14 protein-coding genes are annotated in these 14,269 nt (G+C 71.9%); 12 read left to right on the top strand and 2 right to left on the bottom strand.

Annotation, left to right across the window (positions count from 1 at the left end; genetic code table 11):
* The first annotated feature begins 197 nt into the window (after positions 1 to 197).
* Positions 198 to 548 (top strand): DUF485 domain-containing protein, encoded by a 351-nt coding sequence (locus tag HGCM_RS12930; RefSeq protein WP_019137257.1) that lies wholly within the window; start codon positions 198 to 200, stop codon positions 546 to 548.
* The gene (locus HGCM_RS12925) at positions 545 to 2,194 is read left to right on the top strand and encodes a monocarboxylic acid transporter (RefSeq protein ID WP_019137256.1); all 1,650 of its coding nucleotides are present in this window, start codon (positions 545 to 547) and stop codon (positions 2,192 to 2,194) included. The genes HGCM_RS12930 and HGCM_RS12925 overlap by 4 nt, the downstream gene beginning before the upstream one ends.
* 54 nt (positions 2,195 to 2,248) lie before the next feature.
* Here the strand turns inward: HGCM_RS12925 and HGCM_RS12920 are convergent, their stop codons facing one another.
* Entirely contained in the window at positions 2,249 to 3,055 is an 807-nt protein-coding gene (locus HGCM_RS12920) for a class I SAM-dependent methyltransferase (protein WP_019137255.1), read from the bottom strand.
* A 131-nt stretch (positions 3,056 to 3,186) separates the two neighbouring features.
* On the opposite strand from HGCM_RS12920, the gene HGCM_RS12915 reads away from it, so the two are divergent.
* From HGCM_RS12915 to HGCM_RS12870, 9 genes are all read left to right on the top strand, one after another.
* Entirely contained in the window at positions 3,187 to 4,212 is a 1,026-nt protein-coding gene (locus tag HGCM_RS12915) for a 6-phosphofructokinase (protein ID WP_019137254.1), read from the top strand.
* Positions 4,213 to 4,459: 247 nt separating this feature from the next.
* The gene (gene rpsA, locus HGCM_RS12910) at positions 4,460 to 5,929 is read left to right on the top strand and encodes a 30S ribosomal protein S1 (protein WP_019137253.1); all 1,470 of its coding nucleotides are present in this window, start codon (positions 4,460 to 4,462) and stop codon (positions 5,927 to 5,929) included.
* Between the two features lie 128 nt (positions 5,930 to 6,057).
* On the top strand, positions 6,058 to 6,690 hold the full coding sequence (coaE, locus tag HGCM_RS12905; protein WP_019137252.1) for a dephospho-CoA kinase: 633 nt from the start codon (positions 6,058 to 6,060) through the stop codon (positions 6,688 to 6,690).
* Between the two features lie 140 nt (positions 6,691 to 6,830).
* Positions 6,831 to 7,241 (top strand): hypothetical protein, encoded by a 411-nt coding sequence (locus HGCM_RS12900; RefSeq protein ID WP_019137251.1) that lies wholly within the window; start codon positions 6,831 to 6,833, stop codon positions 7,239 to 7,241.
* A gap of 50 nt (positions 7,242 to 7,291) precedes the next feature.
* Positions 7,292 to 7,678, top strand: coding sequence for a VOC family protein (locus HGCM_RS18910; RefSeq protein ID WP_019137250.1), 387 nt, complete (start codon positions 7,292 to 7,294; stop codon positions 7,676 to 7,678).
* 78 nt (positions 7,679 to 7,756) lie between these two features.
* Complete coding sequence (gene uvrB, locus HGCM_RS12885) at positions 7,757 to 9,862, top strand: excinuclease ABC subunit UvrB (RefSeq protein WP_019137249.1); 2,106 nt, start codon at positions 7,757 to 7,759, stop codon at positions 9,860 to 9,862.
* 74 nt (positions 9,863 to 9,936) lie between these two features.
* Positions 9,937 to 10,365, top strand: a complete 429-nt coding sequence (locus tag HGCM_RS12880; RefSeq protein ID WP_019137248.1) for a VOC family protein — start codon at positions 9,937 to 9,939, stop codon at positions 10,363 to 10,365.
* Between the two features lie 212 nt (positions 10,366 to 10,577).
* On the top strand, positions 10,578 to 11,681 hold the full coding sequence (locus tag HGCM_RS12875; RefSeq protein ID WP_019137247.1) for a TerC family protein: 1,104 nt from the start codon (positions 10,578 to 10,580) through the stop codon (positions 11,679 to 11,681).
* 4 nt (positions 11,682 to 11,685) lie between these two features.
* Positions 11,686 to 12,693: a TerC family protein gene (locus HGCM_RS12870; protein ID WP_019137246.1), complete on the top strand. Its 1,008-nt coding sequence runs from the start codon at positions 11,686 to 11,688 to the stop codon at positions 12,691 to 12,693.
* A gap of 30 nt (positions 12,694 to 12,723) precedes the next feature.
* On the opposite strand, the gene HGCM_RS12865 is transcribed toward HGCM_RS12870, so the two are convergent.
* A complete protein-coding gene (locus HGCM_RS12865; protein WP_019137245.1) occupies positions 12,724 to 13,011 on the bottom strand; it encodes a YciI family protein in 288 nt (95 codons plus the stop codon).
* An 86-nt stretch (positions 13,012 to 13,097) separates the two neighbouring features.
* On the opposite strand from HGCM_RS12865, the gene HGCM_RS12860 reads away from it, so the two are divergent.
* Positions 13,098 to 14,255: an acyl-CoA dehydrogenase family protein gene (locus tag HGCM_RS12860; protein ID WP_026075460.1), complete on the top strand. Its 1,158-nt coding sequence runs from the start codon at positions 13,098 to 13,100 to the stop codon at positions 14,253 to 14,255.
* Positions 14,256 to 14,269: the final 14 nt, after the last annotated feature.

Genomic DNA, 14,269 nt, shown 5'->3' with positions numbered 1-14,269 from the left:
CCGCCGGCGCGCGATGCCCGGCGTCCGAGCCGCGGAGTCACGCGATGGGCGCCGACCGGTCACGTTCCGCAGCACGGGCGATTCGCCCGTCGTCTCCTGGTCGATAACGATTTCGGGTGATGCGTGGCGAGGTGCCGCAGTCATGCGCCAGAGTGTGCGCGGTGGCAACGAGGCCACTGCGAGACCGAGGAGGCGGTATGACCGACACCGTCGGCGAGTTCGAGACCGACTACCAGAGAGTCCAACGCTCCGAGGAGTTCCAGGCGCTGCGCAGGCGGTTCCGGAACTTCGTCTTCCCGATGACCGCGCTGTTCCTGGTGTGGTACTTCGTCTACGTCCTGCTGGCGAACTACGCGCACGACTTCATGTCGACGAAGGTGTGGGGGAACATCACCGTCGGCCTGCTCTTCGGGCTCGGCCAGTTCGTCTCGACGTTCGCGATCACGATGATCTACGCCCGCTGGGCCAACAACCGGCAGGACGCCGTGGCCGAGCGCCTGCGCCGGCACATCGAGGAGGGCACGGTCGACGGGGGTGAGGTCGCATGAGCGGCCTCGTGACCGCCGCCACGACGACCGAGAAGGTCGGCGACCCCGTCGTCAACATCGCGATCTTCGCCGCGTTCGTGCTCGTGACCCTCGTCATCGTGCTGCGGGCCTCGCGCAACAACCGCACGGCGGCCGACTACTACGCCGCCGGCCGCTCGTTCACCGGCCCGCAGAACGGCACGGCGATCGCGGGGGACTACCTGTCCGCCGCGTCGTTCCTCGGCATCTGCGGCGCCATCGCGATCAACGGCTACGACGGCTTCCTGTACTCGATCGGGTTCCTCGTCGCGTGGCTCGTCGCGCTGCTGCTCGTGGCGGAGCTCCTGCGCAACACCGGCCGCTTCACGATGGCCGACGTGCTCTCGTTCCGGCTCAAGGAGCGTCCGGTGCGGATGGCGGCGGCGCTGTCCACGCTCGCCGTCGTGTTCTTCTACCTGCTCGCGCAGATGGCGGGTGCGGGTGGCCTCGTCGCGCTGCTGCTCGGCATCGAGGGCGTCGCGGGCCAGGGCGTCGTCATCGCCGTGGTCGGCGCGCTGATGATCCTGTACGTGCTCATCGGCGGCATGAAGGGCACGACCTGGGTGCAGATCATCAAGGCGGTGCTGCTCATCGCCGGCGCCGGCGTCATGACCGTGTGGGTGCTGGCGAAGTTCGGCTTCAACCTGTCCGACCTGCTGCAGGGCGCCGTCGACAAGGCGGGCGAGGGCGGCGAGGCGCTGCTCGGCCCCGGCAAGCAGTACGGCGCCACCCCGACGAGCCAGCTCAACTTCCTCTCGCTCGCGCTGGCGCTCGTCCTCGGCACCGCCGGGCTGCCGCACGTGCTCATGCGCTTCTACACGGTGCCGACCGCCAAGGAGGCGCGTCGCTCCGTCGTGTGGGCCATCTGGCTCATCGGCATCTTCTACCTGTTCACCCTGGTGCTCGGGTACGGCGCCGGCGCGCTCGTGGGCCCCGACGTCATCAAGGCGGCGCCGGGCGGCGTCAACTCGGCGGCGCCGCTGCTGGCGTTCGAGCTCGGCGGGACCGTCCTGCTCGGCATCATCTCGGCGGTCGCGTTCGCGACGATCCTCGCGGTGGTGGCGGGCCTGACGATCACGGCCGCGACGTCGTTCGCGCACGACATCTACGCCTCGGTCATCAAGCGCGGGCAGGTCAAGCCCGACGGCGAGGTGCGGGTCGCCCGGATCACCGTGATCGTCATCGGCATCCTCGCGATCATCGGCGGCATCTTCGCCAACGGGCAGAACGTGGCGTTCCTCGTCGCCCTCGCCTTCGCCGTGGCGGCCAGCGCGAACCTGCCGACGATCCTCTACTCGCTGTTCTGGAAGAGGTTCAACACCTCCGGTGCGCTGTGGAGCATGTACGGCGGGCTCATCTCCTGCCTGGTCCTCATCACGTTCTCGCCGGTGGTGTCGGGCAAGGTCGACCCGGCGACGGGCAAGAGCCTGTCGATGATCCGGGACACCAGCATCGACTTCGCGGTCATCCCGCTGGAGAACCCGGGCCTCATCACGATCCCGCTGGCGTTCCTGCTCGGCATCGTCGGGACGCTGCTGTCGAAGGAGAAGCCGCACCCGGAGAAGTTCGCCGAGATGGAGGTCCGCTCGCTCACCGGCGCGGGCGCCGAGAAGGCGACGGTGCACTGAGCGCCCCGGTGGCGGCGGCCCGGCACCCCGGGCCGCCGCCACCCGGCGCCGCCGTCAGGCGGGCAGGCGGCAGACGAAGACCGCGGTGCCCGGCAGCAGGGCGCCCCGCAGCGCGCTCCACCCGCCCCACGTGCGGGTGTGGCCCTCCGGCCACTCGGGCTCGACGAGCCGCTCGAGCACGAAGCCCGCGCCGGCGAGGTCGGCGACGTGGTCGCCGAGCGTGCGGTGGTACTCCGCGTACAGGACGCGGCCGGCCTCGCTGCGCTCGACGTACGGCCGCCGGTCGAAGTAGGACCGCGTGGCGGTGAGCCCGCTCTCGCCGGGGTCGTCGGGGAACGCCCAGCGGACCGGGTGCGTCACGGAGAACGCCCAGGTGCCCCCGGGCCTCAGCACGCGCGCGGCCTCGACGTGCACGCGCCCGGCGTCCGGCACGAACGGCAGCGCGCCGTAGGCGGTGAACACCACGTCGAACGACGCGTCCGCGAACGGCAGCGCGCGGGCGTCTGCCTGGACGCAGGGCGTGCGCAGCCCGGTGTCCTCGTCGTAGGCGCGCGACGCCGCGAGCATCGCGGCCGAGACGTCCGAGGCGACGGCGTCGACGCCGTGCGAGACGAGCCACCGCGAGCACTGGGCCGCGCCGGCGCCGACCTCGAGCACGCGCCGGCCGCGCAGGTCGCCGAGCAGCCGCGCCTCCCCCTCGCGCAGACCCTCGGGCGACCAGCAGAAGTCGGCGGGCCCGAGGAACCGCCCGTGCTCCGCGAGGTACTCCGCCGCGTTCGCGTCCCACCAGCCCTGCGCCGCGGTGCCGCCGGCGTCGTCGGGGACGTGCTCGTAGCCGGCGCTGGCGAGGCGGTCGTCCATACCACCAGTGTGGCGTGCCGGGCCCGGACGGAAGGTGCACCTCGGCCCGCGGGACGGTGGCTAGGCTGGCGGCACTGCTCGCCCGACGACGCGCGACGCGGCACCCCAGCACCCCACCGAAGGAGCTCTTCGTGCGAGTCGGACTGCTCACGGGCGGCGGCGACGTCCCCGGGCTGAACGCCGCCATCCGTGCCGTCGTCAAGCGGGGCGAGGGCCAGTACGGCCACTCGATCATCGGCTTCCGCAACGGCTGGAAGGGCGTCGTCGACGGCGACGTGCGGCCCTTGGGCCGCGGGGACATCCGCAACGTCCTGTCGCAGGGCGGCACGCTGCTCGGCACCGCGCGGTTCCACCCGCACCGCAACGACGGCGGGCTGGACGCCGTCGTGCAGACGCTCGAGGCGGAGCGCATCGACGCGCTCATCTGCATCGGCGGCGACGGCACCCTGCACGCCGCCAGCAAGGTGGCCGAGGCCGGCGTGCCGGTCGTCGGCATCCCGAAGACCATCGACAACGACGTGTGGGGGACCGACGCGTCGATCGGGTTCGACACGGCGGTGACGATCGCGACGGAGGCGATCGACCGCATCCACACCACGGCGGAGTCCCACAACCGCGTGATGATCGTCGAGGTCATGGGCCGGCACGCGGGCTGGATCGCGGTGACGAGCGGCATCGCGGGCGGCGCGGAGATCGTGCTCGCCCCGGAGGAGCCGTTCGACATCGAGCGGATCGAGAAGTTCCTGCGGCACCGGCACCGGGCGCACGCGAGCTTCTCCATCATCGTCGTCGCGGAGGGCGCGATCCCGGCCCCCGGCACGGCGATGGAGTACGAGACCGAGGTCGGCCAGTTCGGCGAGATCGTCGCGGGCGCGATCGGCGAGCGGCTCAAGGCCGAGATCGCCCAGCGCACCGGGTTCGACACGCGCGTGACGGTCCTCGGGCACGTCCAGCGCGGCGGGATCCCCACGGCGCAGGACCGCATCCTCGGCTCGCGCTTCGGCATGGCGGCGATCGACGCGGTGACCGCGGGCCGGACGAACGTCATGACGGCGCTGCGGGGCGAGGAGGTCGAGCTCGTGCCGATCGCGGACGTGGCCGGCAAGGTCAAGCACGTGCCCGGCGACCTGCTGCAGGTGGCGAGCGCGCTCGCCTGAGCGCCGCCCGCGCTCGGACGCCCGGGCGGCGCCCGCGCGCTTTGACCCGCCCGCACGGCCCCGGATAAGGTGGTCGGCGGCGCCGCGCGCCCTCGTCGTGATGCTCGTTCAGCCCTGCCGGTCACCGGCCGGCTGGGCGGCGGGTCCAGGGACGAAGAACTCGGCGTCGACCATCTCCATCCACGTGCCGGTCCCGGCACGCCATCTGCCCGTCCTACTTCCTGTCCGCATCGGAGCCCATCCCTACATGAGCATCTCCACCCCCGCGAAGCCCGCCACGCCGCAGGTCGCGGTCAACGACATCGGCACGGCCGAGGACCTCCTCGCCGCGATCGACGCCACCATCAAGTACTTCAACGACGGCGACATCGTCGAGGGCACCATCGTCAAGGTGGACCGCGACGAGGTCCTGCTCGACATCGGCTACAAGACCGAGGGCGTCATCCCCTCCCGCGAGCTGTCCATCAAGCACGACGTCGACCCGGGTGAGGTCGTCAAGGTCGGCGACGCGGTCGAGGCCCTTGTCCTCCAGAAGGAGGACAAGGAGGGTCGTCTGATCCTGTCGAAGAAGCGTGCGCAGTACGAGCGCGCGTGGGGCACGATCGAGAAGATCAAGGAGGAGGACGGCGTCGTCACCGGCACCGTCATCGAGGTCGTCAAGGGCGGCCTCATCCTCGACATCGGTCTGCGCGGCTTCCTGCCCGCCTCGCTCGTCGAGATGCGTCGCGTCCGCGACCTCCAGCCGTACGTCGGCAAGGAGATCGAGGCGAAGATCATCGAGCTCGACAAGAACCGCAACAACGTGGTCCTGTCGCGCCGTGCGTGGCTCGAGCAGACGCAGTCGGAGGTCCGCTCGACCTTCCTGCAGACGCTGCAGAAGGGCCAGGTCCGGCCCGGTGTCGTCTCGTCGATCGTCAACTTCGGTGCGTTCGTCGACCTCGGCGGCGTGGACGGTCTGGTCCACGTGTCCGAGCTGTCCTGGAAGCACATCGACCACCCGTCCGAGGTCGTCGAGGTCGGCCAGGAGGTCACGGTCGAGGTGCTCGACGTCGACTTCGACCGCGAGCGCGTCTCGCTGTCGCTGAAGGCGACGCAGGAGGACCCGTGGCAGGCGTTCGCCCGGACGCACGCCATCGGCCAGGTCGTGCCCGGCAAGGTCACGAAGCTCGTCCCGTTCGGTGCGTTCGTGCGCGTCGAGGACGGCATCGAGGGCCTCGTCCACATCTCGGAGCTGGCCGTGCGCCACGTCGAGATCCCGGAGCAGGTCGTGCAGGTCGGCGACGACGTCTTCGTCAAGGTCATCGACATCGACCTGGAGCGTCGCCGCATCTCGCTGTCGCTGAAGCAGGCGAACGAGGGCTTCGACCCGACCTCCGAGGACTTCGACCCGGCCCTGTACGGCATGGCCGCGGAGTACGACGAGCAGGGCAACTACAAGTACCCCGAGGGCTTCGACCCGGCCACGAACGAGTGGCTCGAGGGCTACGACGCCCAGCGCGAGGCGTGGGAGGCCCAGTACGCGGCCGCTCACGAGCGCTGGGAGGCGCACCGCAAGCAGGTCACCGAGGCCGTCAAGGCCGACACGGAGGCCGCGTCCGGCGGTGGCGACTCGACGCCGGCTCCGGCCAGCTACTCGTCCTCGACCGAGGAGGCCGCCGGCACCCTCGCGTCCGACGAGGCGCTCGCCGCCCTGCGGGAGAAGCTCACGGGCAACTGACGCCACGGGCGCGCACGTCGCGCCGGCAGGCTCACGACGGGCCGGTCACCCTCCGGGGTGGCCGGCCCGTCGGCGTCCCCGCCGGAGGCGGGGGCGCGCCGAGCGGCCCGGTCCGGCACGATGGGCGGATGCAGCGCATCGGGCTCACGGGTGGCATCGCGGCCGGCAAGTCGGTCGCGGCGAGGCGGTTCGCCGAGCTGGGGGCGGTGGTCGTCGACTCCGACGTCCTCGCGCGCGAGGCGCTCGCGCCGGGCTCGGTCGGGCTGGACGCGGTCGTCGAGGAGTTCGGCGCGGAGGTCCTGGACGACCAGGGCGCGCTCGACCGCGCGGCGCTCGGCCGGCGGGTGTTCGCCGACGACGAGGCGCGGCGCAGGCTCGAGGCGATCGTGCACCCCGTGGTGCGGCGGCTGTCCGCCGAGCGGGAGGCGGCAGCGGCGGCGGCGGACCCGGCGGCCGTCGTCGTCCACGACATCCCGCTCCTCGTCGAGACCGGGCAGGCCGACACCTTCCACGTCGTGGTGGTCGTCCACGCGCCGGCCCTGCTGCGCGTCGAGCGGCTCGTCCGCCTGCGGGGGATGGCGCGGGACGACGCCGAGGCCCGCGTGGCGGCGCAGGCCGACGACGAGACGCGACTGGCCGCCGCCGACGTGGTGCTCGACGGCACCGGCAGCGAGGCCGAGCTCCGCACCCAGGTCGACGACCTGTGGGCGCGGCTCAGCGTCGAGCGTGCGGACGAGGCGGACGCCTTCCGCCCGGCGTAGCGCGCCGGCGCGCCCCGTCCTGGTCACCCGTTCAGGTGAATGCGGTGTGATCCACTCCACATCCGCGCCCGGAGTGACGATCATCCGCTTGCAGCGTCGCCCACGACGGTCGACGCCCACGCCGGAAGGACGGGGGAACGATGACCAAGCCGGCACAGTCGCGCGCTTCCGTCTCGATCGGGACGACGCTCTCGCCGGGCCGTGTGCTCGAGCTGGCGGAGGCCGCCGCGGGCAAGGTCCGGGACGACACGGGCCGCGTGCGCGTCCAGAACCGCACGCTCAACGACGTCGGCCTCTCGCTGCACGACCTCATCACGGCGGAGGAGCTCATGCGCTTCACCGTCGAGGCGCAGCGCGCGGCCGGTCGCACGACCGCCCGTACCGCGATCAACAGCTTCCAGACGAAGGAGGGCGGCGTCGCGTCGCTCGTCCCGATGGGGCGCCGCAAGCTCCTCGGCTTCTCGGTCTACACGGTCTACATGGACTGGCTCGTCTCGGGCGTCCTCGCGGAGGACCCGCAGGCGATCGTCACCCTGGTCACCGGCGACTGAGCTGCGCGGCCGGCTCGCCGGCTGCCGCGGCGGCGCGTACGGTCGCGCGGGTGGAGCTGTTCGACCCCCAGGTCATCCTCTTCGTCGGCGACTGCGAGCGCGCGGCGCGGTTCTACGGCACGTTCGGCTTCCGGGAGACGTTCCGGGCGCCGGACGAGGCGCCGGCCAAGATCGAGATGCAGCTCGGAGGGTTCGGCCTCGGGCTCGCGCTGCCCGGCCCGGCCGCCGAGAGCCACGGCATCGCGCCGGTGACGAGCGGCCACCGCGCGTGCGTGACCCTCTGGACCGACGACGTCGCCGCGGCGCACGCCGCCGCCCTGGCGGCGGGCGGGCGCGAGCACTCCGCCCCGCACCCGTTCCTCGACGGCCGGCTGTCGGTGGCCTTCGTCGAGGACCCGGACGGCCACCCGGTGCAGCTCGTCGAACGCGTCGGCTGACCCGGGCTCGGCTGCGCCCTCAGCGGACGGAGCGCCCCTCCAGGCGTCCGTGTCGGTGCCGCCCCGTACGGTGGAGCCATGCGTCCTGTCACCGATCTGCAGCGCACGGTCGCGCCCTTCGAGGTGGTCTCCGAGTTCCAGCCCTCGGGCGACCAGCCGCAGGCGATCGCCGAGCTCGCCGCCCGCGTCAACGCGGGGGAGAAGGACGTCGTGCTCCTGGGTGCGACCGGCACGGGCAAGTCGGCGACGACCGCGTGGCTGATCGAGCAGGTGCAGCGCCCGACGCTCGTCATGGCCCCGAACAAGACGCTCGCCGCCCAGCTGGCGACCGAGTTCCGCGAGCTGCTGCCGAACAACGCGGTCGAGTACTTCGTGTCGTACTACGACTACTACCAGCCCGAGGCGTACATCGCGCAGACGGACACCTACATCGAGAAGGACTCGTCGATCAACGACGAGGTCGAGCGCCTGCGGCACTCGGCGACGAGCTCCCTGCTCACCCGGCGCGACGTCGTGGTGGTCGCGTCGGTCAGCTGCATCTACGGCCTGGGCACGCCGCAGGAGTACGTCGACCGGATGGTGACGCTGTCGGTGGGCGACCAGGTGGACCGTGACCAGCTGCTGCGCCGGTTCGTGCAGATGCAGTACGCCCGCAACGACATGGCGTTCACCCGCGGCACGTTCCGGGTGCGCGGCGACACCGTCGAGATCATCCCGATGTACGAGGAGCTGGCCGTCCGGATCGAGTTCTTCGGCGACGAGATCGAGGCGATCGCGACGCTGCACCCGCTGACCGGCGAGGTCGTGCGGTCCGAGCAGCAGATGATGATCTTCCCCGCGACGCACTACGTCGCGGGCCCCGAGCGCATGGAGCGCGCGATCCGCGGCATCGAGCTCGAGCTCGAGGAGCGGCTCGCCGAGCTCGAGCGGCAGGGCAAGCTCCTCGAGGCGCAGCGGCTGCGCATGCGCACGACGTACGACATCGAGATGATGCGCCAGATCGGCTCGTGCTCGGGCATCGAGAACTACTCCCGCCACATCGACGGCCGCACCGCGGGGTCGGCGCCGAACACGCTGCTCGACTTCTTCCCCGAGGACTTCCTGCTCGTCATCGACGAGTCGCACGTGACGGTGCCGCAGATCGGGGCGATGTTCGAGGGCGACATGTCGCGCAAGCGCGCGCTCGTGGAGCACGGCTTCCGCCTGCCCAGCGCGGTCGACAACCGCCCGCTGCGCTGGGAGGAGTTCGTCGAGCGGATCGGCCAGACGGTGTACCTGTCGGCGACGCCGGGGGACTACGAGCTGTCGATGGCCGACGGCGTGGTCGAGCAGATCATCCGTCCGACCGGGCTCGTCGACCCCGAGATCGTCGTGAAGCCGACCAAGGGCCAGATCGACGACCTGCTGCACGAGATCAACGAGCGCGTGGAGCGCGACGAGCGCGTCCTGGTCACCACGCTGACCAAGAAGATGGCCGAGGACCTCACGGACTACCTGCTCGAGAAGGGTGTGCGCGTCCGCTACCTGCACTCCGAGGTCGACACGCTGCGGCGCGTCGAGCTGCTGCGAGAGCTGCGCCTCGGCGAGTACGACGTCCTGGTCGGCATCAACCTGCTGCGCGAGGGCCTCGACCTGCCGGAGGTCTCGCTCGTCGCGATCCTCGACGCGGACAAGGAGGGCTTCCTGCGCTCCGGCAAGTCGCTCATCCAGACGATCGGCCGCGCCGCCCGCAACGTGTCCGGGCAGGTGCACATGTACGCCGACACGGTGACGGCGGCGATGGAGCTCGCGATCGAGGAGACGAACCGCAGGCGTGAGAAGCAGCTCGCCTACAACGCGGAGCACGGCGTCGACCCGCAGCCGCTGCGCAAGAAGATCGGCGACATCACCGACCTGCTCGCGCGCGAGGACGCCGACACCGCGGAGCTGCTGGGCGGGGCCGGCCGCCAGTCCAGCCGTGGGAAGGCGCCGGTGCCGGGCTTTGGATCCCGCAACGTCCCGCGGGACGAGCGCACGCGGCTCACGGGGGCGGCCGCGAGCGAGCTCGCCGACCTGATCCAGGACCTGACCGACCAGATGCACGGCGCCGCCGGCGAGCTGCAGTTCGAGCTCGCCGCGAGGCTGCGGGACGAGATCTCGGGGCTCAAGAAGGAGCTCCGGCAGATGCAGGCGGCGACCGCCTGAGAGCGCCCGGTGGCGCGGTGCGCCGCCGGGCCGCAGGGGCGCTCGAGTCTGCGCTGACGGCGAAGGAGACGTCGATGGCTGTCGAGTTCCAGGTGACGTTCGACGCGCACGACCCCCGCGCGCTCGGGGAGTTCTGGGCCCAGGTGCTCGGGTACCGGTCGCAGGACCCGCCCGCCGGCTTCGGGACCTGGGAGGAGTTCCTCGAGCACGTCGGCGTGCCGCCCGAGGAGCGGGACAGCGCGTGGGCGGTGATCGACCCGGAGGGCGTCGGCCCGCGGCTGTTCTTCCAGCGTGTGCCCGAGGGCAAGACCGCCAAGAACCGGGTGCACCTGGACGTCAACGTGGCGGCCGCCGTGGAGGCGCCGCAGCGCCCGGAGCTCGTCCGCGCGCGGGCCCGGGAGCTGGTCGCCCTCGGCGCCCGGCAGGTCGACGAGCGCGAGAAGATGGGCGAGTTCTGGGTGGTCATGACCGACCCGGAGGGCAACGAGTTCTGCCTGCAGTGACGGGCGACCCCACCGGGTCGTGGCGGACGTCTCGCTGCCGCCCCGGTGCGGGTGACGTATGCTCGCCAGGTTGAAGGGGAGTACCCCACAAGCGCTCGCATCGTCATCACGGCTCCTGGTCGTCCAGGTCCCGGTGCGACCGGCCGGCCTCCAGCGCCGGTGGGGGAGACCTTCGGTACTCGACGTGTCCGCCTGTACCGAAGGGTTCACCCATGGACGTCTCCCTGCTCGCGTGGATCGTGACCGGCGCTGTCGTCGTCGGCCTCATCGTCTTCGACTTCTTCGCCCACGTGCGCACGCCGCACGCGCCGAGCTTCAAGGAGTCGGCGATCTGGTCCGCGGTCTACATCGGCCTCGCCGTCGTGTTCGGCATCGGGCTCGGCATGGTCGCGGGCTGGGGTCCCGGCGCCGAGTACTTCGCCGGGTACGTGACCGAGAAGAGCCTGTCGGTCGACAACCTCTTCGTCTTCCTCATCATCATGACGAAGTTCGCGGTGCCGCGGGAGTACCAGCAGAAGGTGCTGCTGGTGGGCGTCGCGATCGCCCTCGTGCTGCGCACGCTGTTCATCCTCGCGGGGGCCGCGGCGATCGAGCAGTTCTCGTGGGTGTTCTACCTGTTCGGCGCGTTCCTCGTGTACACCGCGATCTCGCTCGCGCGGGAGCACCACGACAACGACGTCGCGCAGGACGCCGCCCTGCGTCGCGACGGCCTGGCCGTCCGCGCGCTCAAGCGCGTCGTGCCGACCACCGACGAGTACCACGGCGACCGGCTCACCGTCCGGATCGACGGGCGCCGCTTCATCACGCCGATGCTCGTGGTCATGGTCGCGATCGGCTCCGCCGACATCCTCTTCGCGTTCGACTCGATCCCCGCGATCTACGGCCTCACCTCCGAGCCGTACATCGTCTTCACGGCGAACGCGTTCGCGCTGCTCGGCCTGCGCCAGCTGTACTTCCTCATCGGCGGCCTGCTCGAGCGGCTCGTGTACCTGTCGCAGGGCCTCGCGGTCATCCTCGGCTTCATCGGCGTGAAGCTGCTGCTGCACGCGCTGCACGTCAACGAGCTGCCGTTCATCAACGGCGGCGAGCCCGTCGAGTGGGCCCCCGAGATCCCGATCTGGCTGTCGCTGACCGTCATCCTCGGCACGCTCGCCGTCGCCACCGTCGCGAGCCTGCTCGCGACGCGCCGCGAGGACCGTGCCGCCCAGCCCGCCGGCGCGGTCGAGCCCGGCGGGGCCACCTCGGCCGACGCCGCGCCGCCCGCCGCGCCGGGCCAGCCCTCGTCCTCGCCGCGGCCGACGTCCCCGAAGGAGTGACCCCGTGACGGTCGACCCGCTCGTCTGGCTGCTGACCCTCGGGGTGGCCGCCGCCGTCCTCGTCGTCGACGTGGCGGTGGTGGGCCGCCGGCCGCACGTGCCGTCGACCGCCGAGTGCCTGCGCTACCTGGCGTTCTACGTCGGGCTCGCCGTGGCGTTCGGCATCGGCGTGTGGGTCGCGTGGGGCGGGCAGTACGCGGGGGAGTTCTTCGCGGGCTGGCTGACGGAGTACTCGCTGTCGGTCGACAACCTGTTCGTCTTCATCCTCATCATGAGCCGGTTCGCCGTGCCGCGGCAGTACCAGCAGTTCGCCCTGCTCGTCGGCATCATCCTCGCGCTGGTGTTCCGAGGGATCTTCATCGCCGCGGGGGCCGCGGTGATCTCGGCGTTCAGCTGGGTCTTCTACCTGTTCGGCGCGTTCCTCGTGTACACGGCGTGGCGCGTCGCGCGCGAGGGCGACTCGGACGAGGACGACTACTCCCCGCCGCTCGTCCTGCGCCTGGTGCAGCGCTGGTTCCCGTCGACGCAGGAGTACCACGGCGAGCGGCTGACCGTCGTCGAGAACGGGCGGCGCGTCATGACGCCGATGCTGGTCGTGCTCGTGGCGCTCGGCGCGACCGACCTGCTGTTCGCGTTCGACTCGATCCCGGCGATCTTCGGGCTCACGTCGGAGCCGTACCTGGTCCTCATGACCAACGTGTTCGCGCTCATGGGGCTGCGCCAGCTGTTCTTCCTCGTCGGCGGGCTGCTGCGCCGGCTCGTCTACCTCAACTACGGCCTCGCGGTCCTGCTCGGCTTCATCGGGGTCAAGCTCGTGCTCGAGGCGCTGCACCGCAACGAGCTGCCGTTCATCAACGGCGGCGAGCCGGTCGAGGGGGCGCCCGAGATCCCGATCTGGCTGTCGCTCGTCGCGATCGTCGTCATCCTCGGCGTGACGACCGTCCTCAGCCTCCTGCGCACGCGACGCGACGCCCGCCGGGCGACGCCGTCCACGGAGCCGTCGCAGGGCTGAGGTGGTGGGTGGCGGGCGACCCGCGCGGCGTCAGGACCGCGACCAGGGCCCCAGGACGAGGTCCCAGGCGCGGACGTCGGTCCGGGCGACGAAGCCCTCCCGAACGAACGGGTCCGCCGCCAGGAGCGTGCGCAGCGTCTCCTCGTCGGCGGTGCGGAAGACGAGCAGCGCGCCCGGCTCGCCGCCCACGTAGGGCCCGGAGCCGAGGAGCTCGCCGGCGTCGGCGCGCCCGGCCAGCCACGCCCGGTGCTCCGGACGGACGCGGTCGCGCACGTCGGCGCGCTCGTCGTAGGTGTACTGCACGGCGAAGGTCGGCATGGCGTCATCGTGTCACCCGCGACGACGCGTTCGCCCGCGGCGATCGGCGTCCGGACGGCGGGCGGGACGATGGCACAGTGGGCCGCATGGCCCGCACGCTGCGCACCCTCCTGACCGACGACCTGCTGGAGCGCGTCCACGAGCGCGCCGCCACGCACGACCGCGAGAACACGTTCCCCCACGACGACCTCGACGACCTGCGGGCGGCGGGGTACCTGACGGCGTTCGTCCCCGAGCAGCTCGGTGGGGCCGGCCTCACGCTCGAGGAGGTCGCGCGCGAGCAGGTGCGGCTGGCGGCCGCCGCGCCGGCGACGGCCCTCGCGGTGAACATGCACCTCGTCGTGACCGGCCTGGCGGCGCTGCTCGCCGGGCACGGCGACGACTCGGTGGGGTTCGTGCTGCGGGACGCCGCGGCGGGGGAGGTCTTCGCGTTCGGCAACTCGGAGGCGGGCAACGACCTCGTCATGTTCGGCTCCCGCACGCGCGCGGAGCGGCAGCCCGACGGCGGCTACCGGTTCCACGGGACGAAGATCTTCACCTCCCTCGGCCCGGTGTGGACCCGGCTCGCGACCTTCGGGCTGGACGAGGACCACCCCGACGGGCCGCGACTCGTGCACGGAGTGGTCGGCCGCGAGGGCGTGACGACCAAGGACGACTGGGACACGCTCGGCATGCGGGCGACCCAGTCGGCGACGACGGTGCTGGACGGCGCGTACGCGCCCGCCGACCAGGTGTACCGCGCGCTGCCGCCGGGCCCCAGCGCGGACCCGTTCATCTTCGCGCTCTTCGCGGTCTTCGAGACGCTCCTGGCGGCGGTGTACACGGGGGTCGGGCGCCGGGCGGTCGAGCTCGCGGTCGCCGCCGCGCACCGCCGGACGTCGTTCAAGCACGACGGGCGGCCGTACGCGCACGACCCGGACATCCGGTGGAAGGTCGCCGAGGCCGCGCTCGCCCAGGACGGCGCCGAGCTGCAGGTGTTCGCCCTCGCGCGCGACGTGGACGAGCGGGCCGACCACGGCAGCCGGTGGTTCGCGCAGCTCGTCGGCCTCAAGGTGCGCGCGACCGAGACCGCGCGCGTCGTCGTGGACCTCGCGCTGCGCGTCGGCGGGGGAGGCGGGTACTTCACCGGGAACGAGCTGAACCGGCTCTACCGCGACGTGCTGGCCGGCATCTACCACCCGTCCGACGACGAGTCGGCGCACGGCACCGTCGCGACGTCGGTGCTCGGCCCGCTGCCGGACTGAGCGCGTCCGGGCGC

Origin of the sequence: Cellulomonas massiliensis JC225 (genome assembly GCF_000312005.1) — a bacterium.
GTDB lineage: Bacteria > Actinomycetota > Actinomycetes > Actinomycetales > Cellulomonadaceae > Cellulomonas > Cellulomonas massiliensis.
Note: the sequence above shows the minus strand (reverse complement) of the source record. Positions and strands in the feature narration are given on the sequence as shown.

What these genes read in the sequence shown, in the direction of transcription:
- HGCM_RS12930 (WP_019137257.1), top strand. Translation starts at nt 198, where the DNA reads ATGACCGACACCGTCGGCGAGTTCGAGACCGACTACCAGAGAGTCCAA.
- HGCM_RS12925 (WP_019137256.1), top strand. Translation starts at nt 545, where the DNA reads ATGAGCGGCCTCGTGACCGCCGCCACGACGACCGAGAAGGTCGGCGAC.
- HGCM_RS12920 (WP_019137255.1), bottom strand. Translation starts at nt 3,055, where the DNA reads ATGGACGACCGCCTCGCCAGCGCCGGCTACGAGCACGTCCCCGACGAC.
- rpsA (WP_019137253.1), top strand. Translation starts at nt 4,460, where the DNA reads ATGAGCATCTCCACCCCCGCGAAGCCCGCCACGCCGCAGGTCGCGGTC.
- coaE (WP_019137252.1), top strand. Translation starts at nt 6,058, where the DNA reads ATGCAGCGCATCGGGCTCACGGGTGGCATCGCGGCCGGCAAGTCGGTC.
- HGCM_RS12900 (WP_019137251.1), top strand. Translation starts at nt 6,831, where the DNA reads ATGACCAAGCCGGCACAGTCGCGCGCTTCCGTCTCGATCGGGACGACG.
- uvrB (WP_019137249.1), top strand. Translation starts at nt 7,757, where the DNA reads ATGCGTCCTGTCACCGATCTGCAGCGCACGGTCGCGCCCTTCGAGGTG.
- HGCM_RS12880 (WP_019137248.1), top strand. Translation starts at nt 9,937, where the DNA reads ATGGCTGTCGAGTTCCAGGTGACGTTCGACGCGCACGACCCCCGCGCG.
- HGCM_RS12875 (WP_019137247.1), top strand. Translation starts at nt 10,578, where the DNA reads ATGGACGTCTCCCTGCTCGCGTGGATCGTGACCGGCGCTGTCGTCGTC.
- HGCM_RS12865 (WP_019137245.1), bottom strand. Translation starts at nt 13,011, where the DNA reads ATGCCGACCTTCGCCGTGCAGTACACCTACGACGAGCGCGCCGACGTG.
- HGCM_RS12860 (WP_026075460.1), top strand. Translation starts at nt 13,098, where the DNA reads ATGGCCCGCACGCTGCGCACCCTCCTGACCGACGACCTGCTGGAGCGC.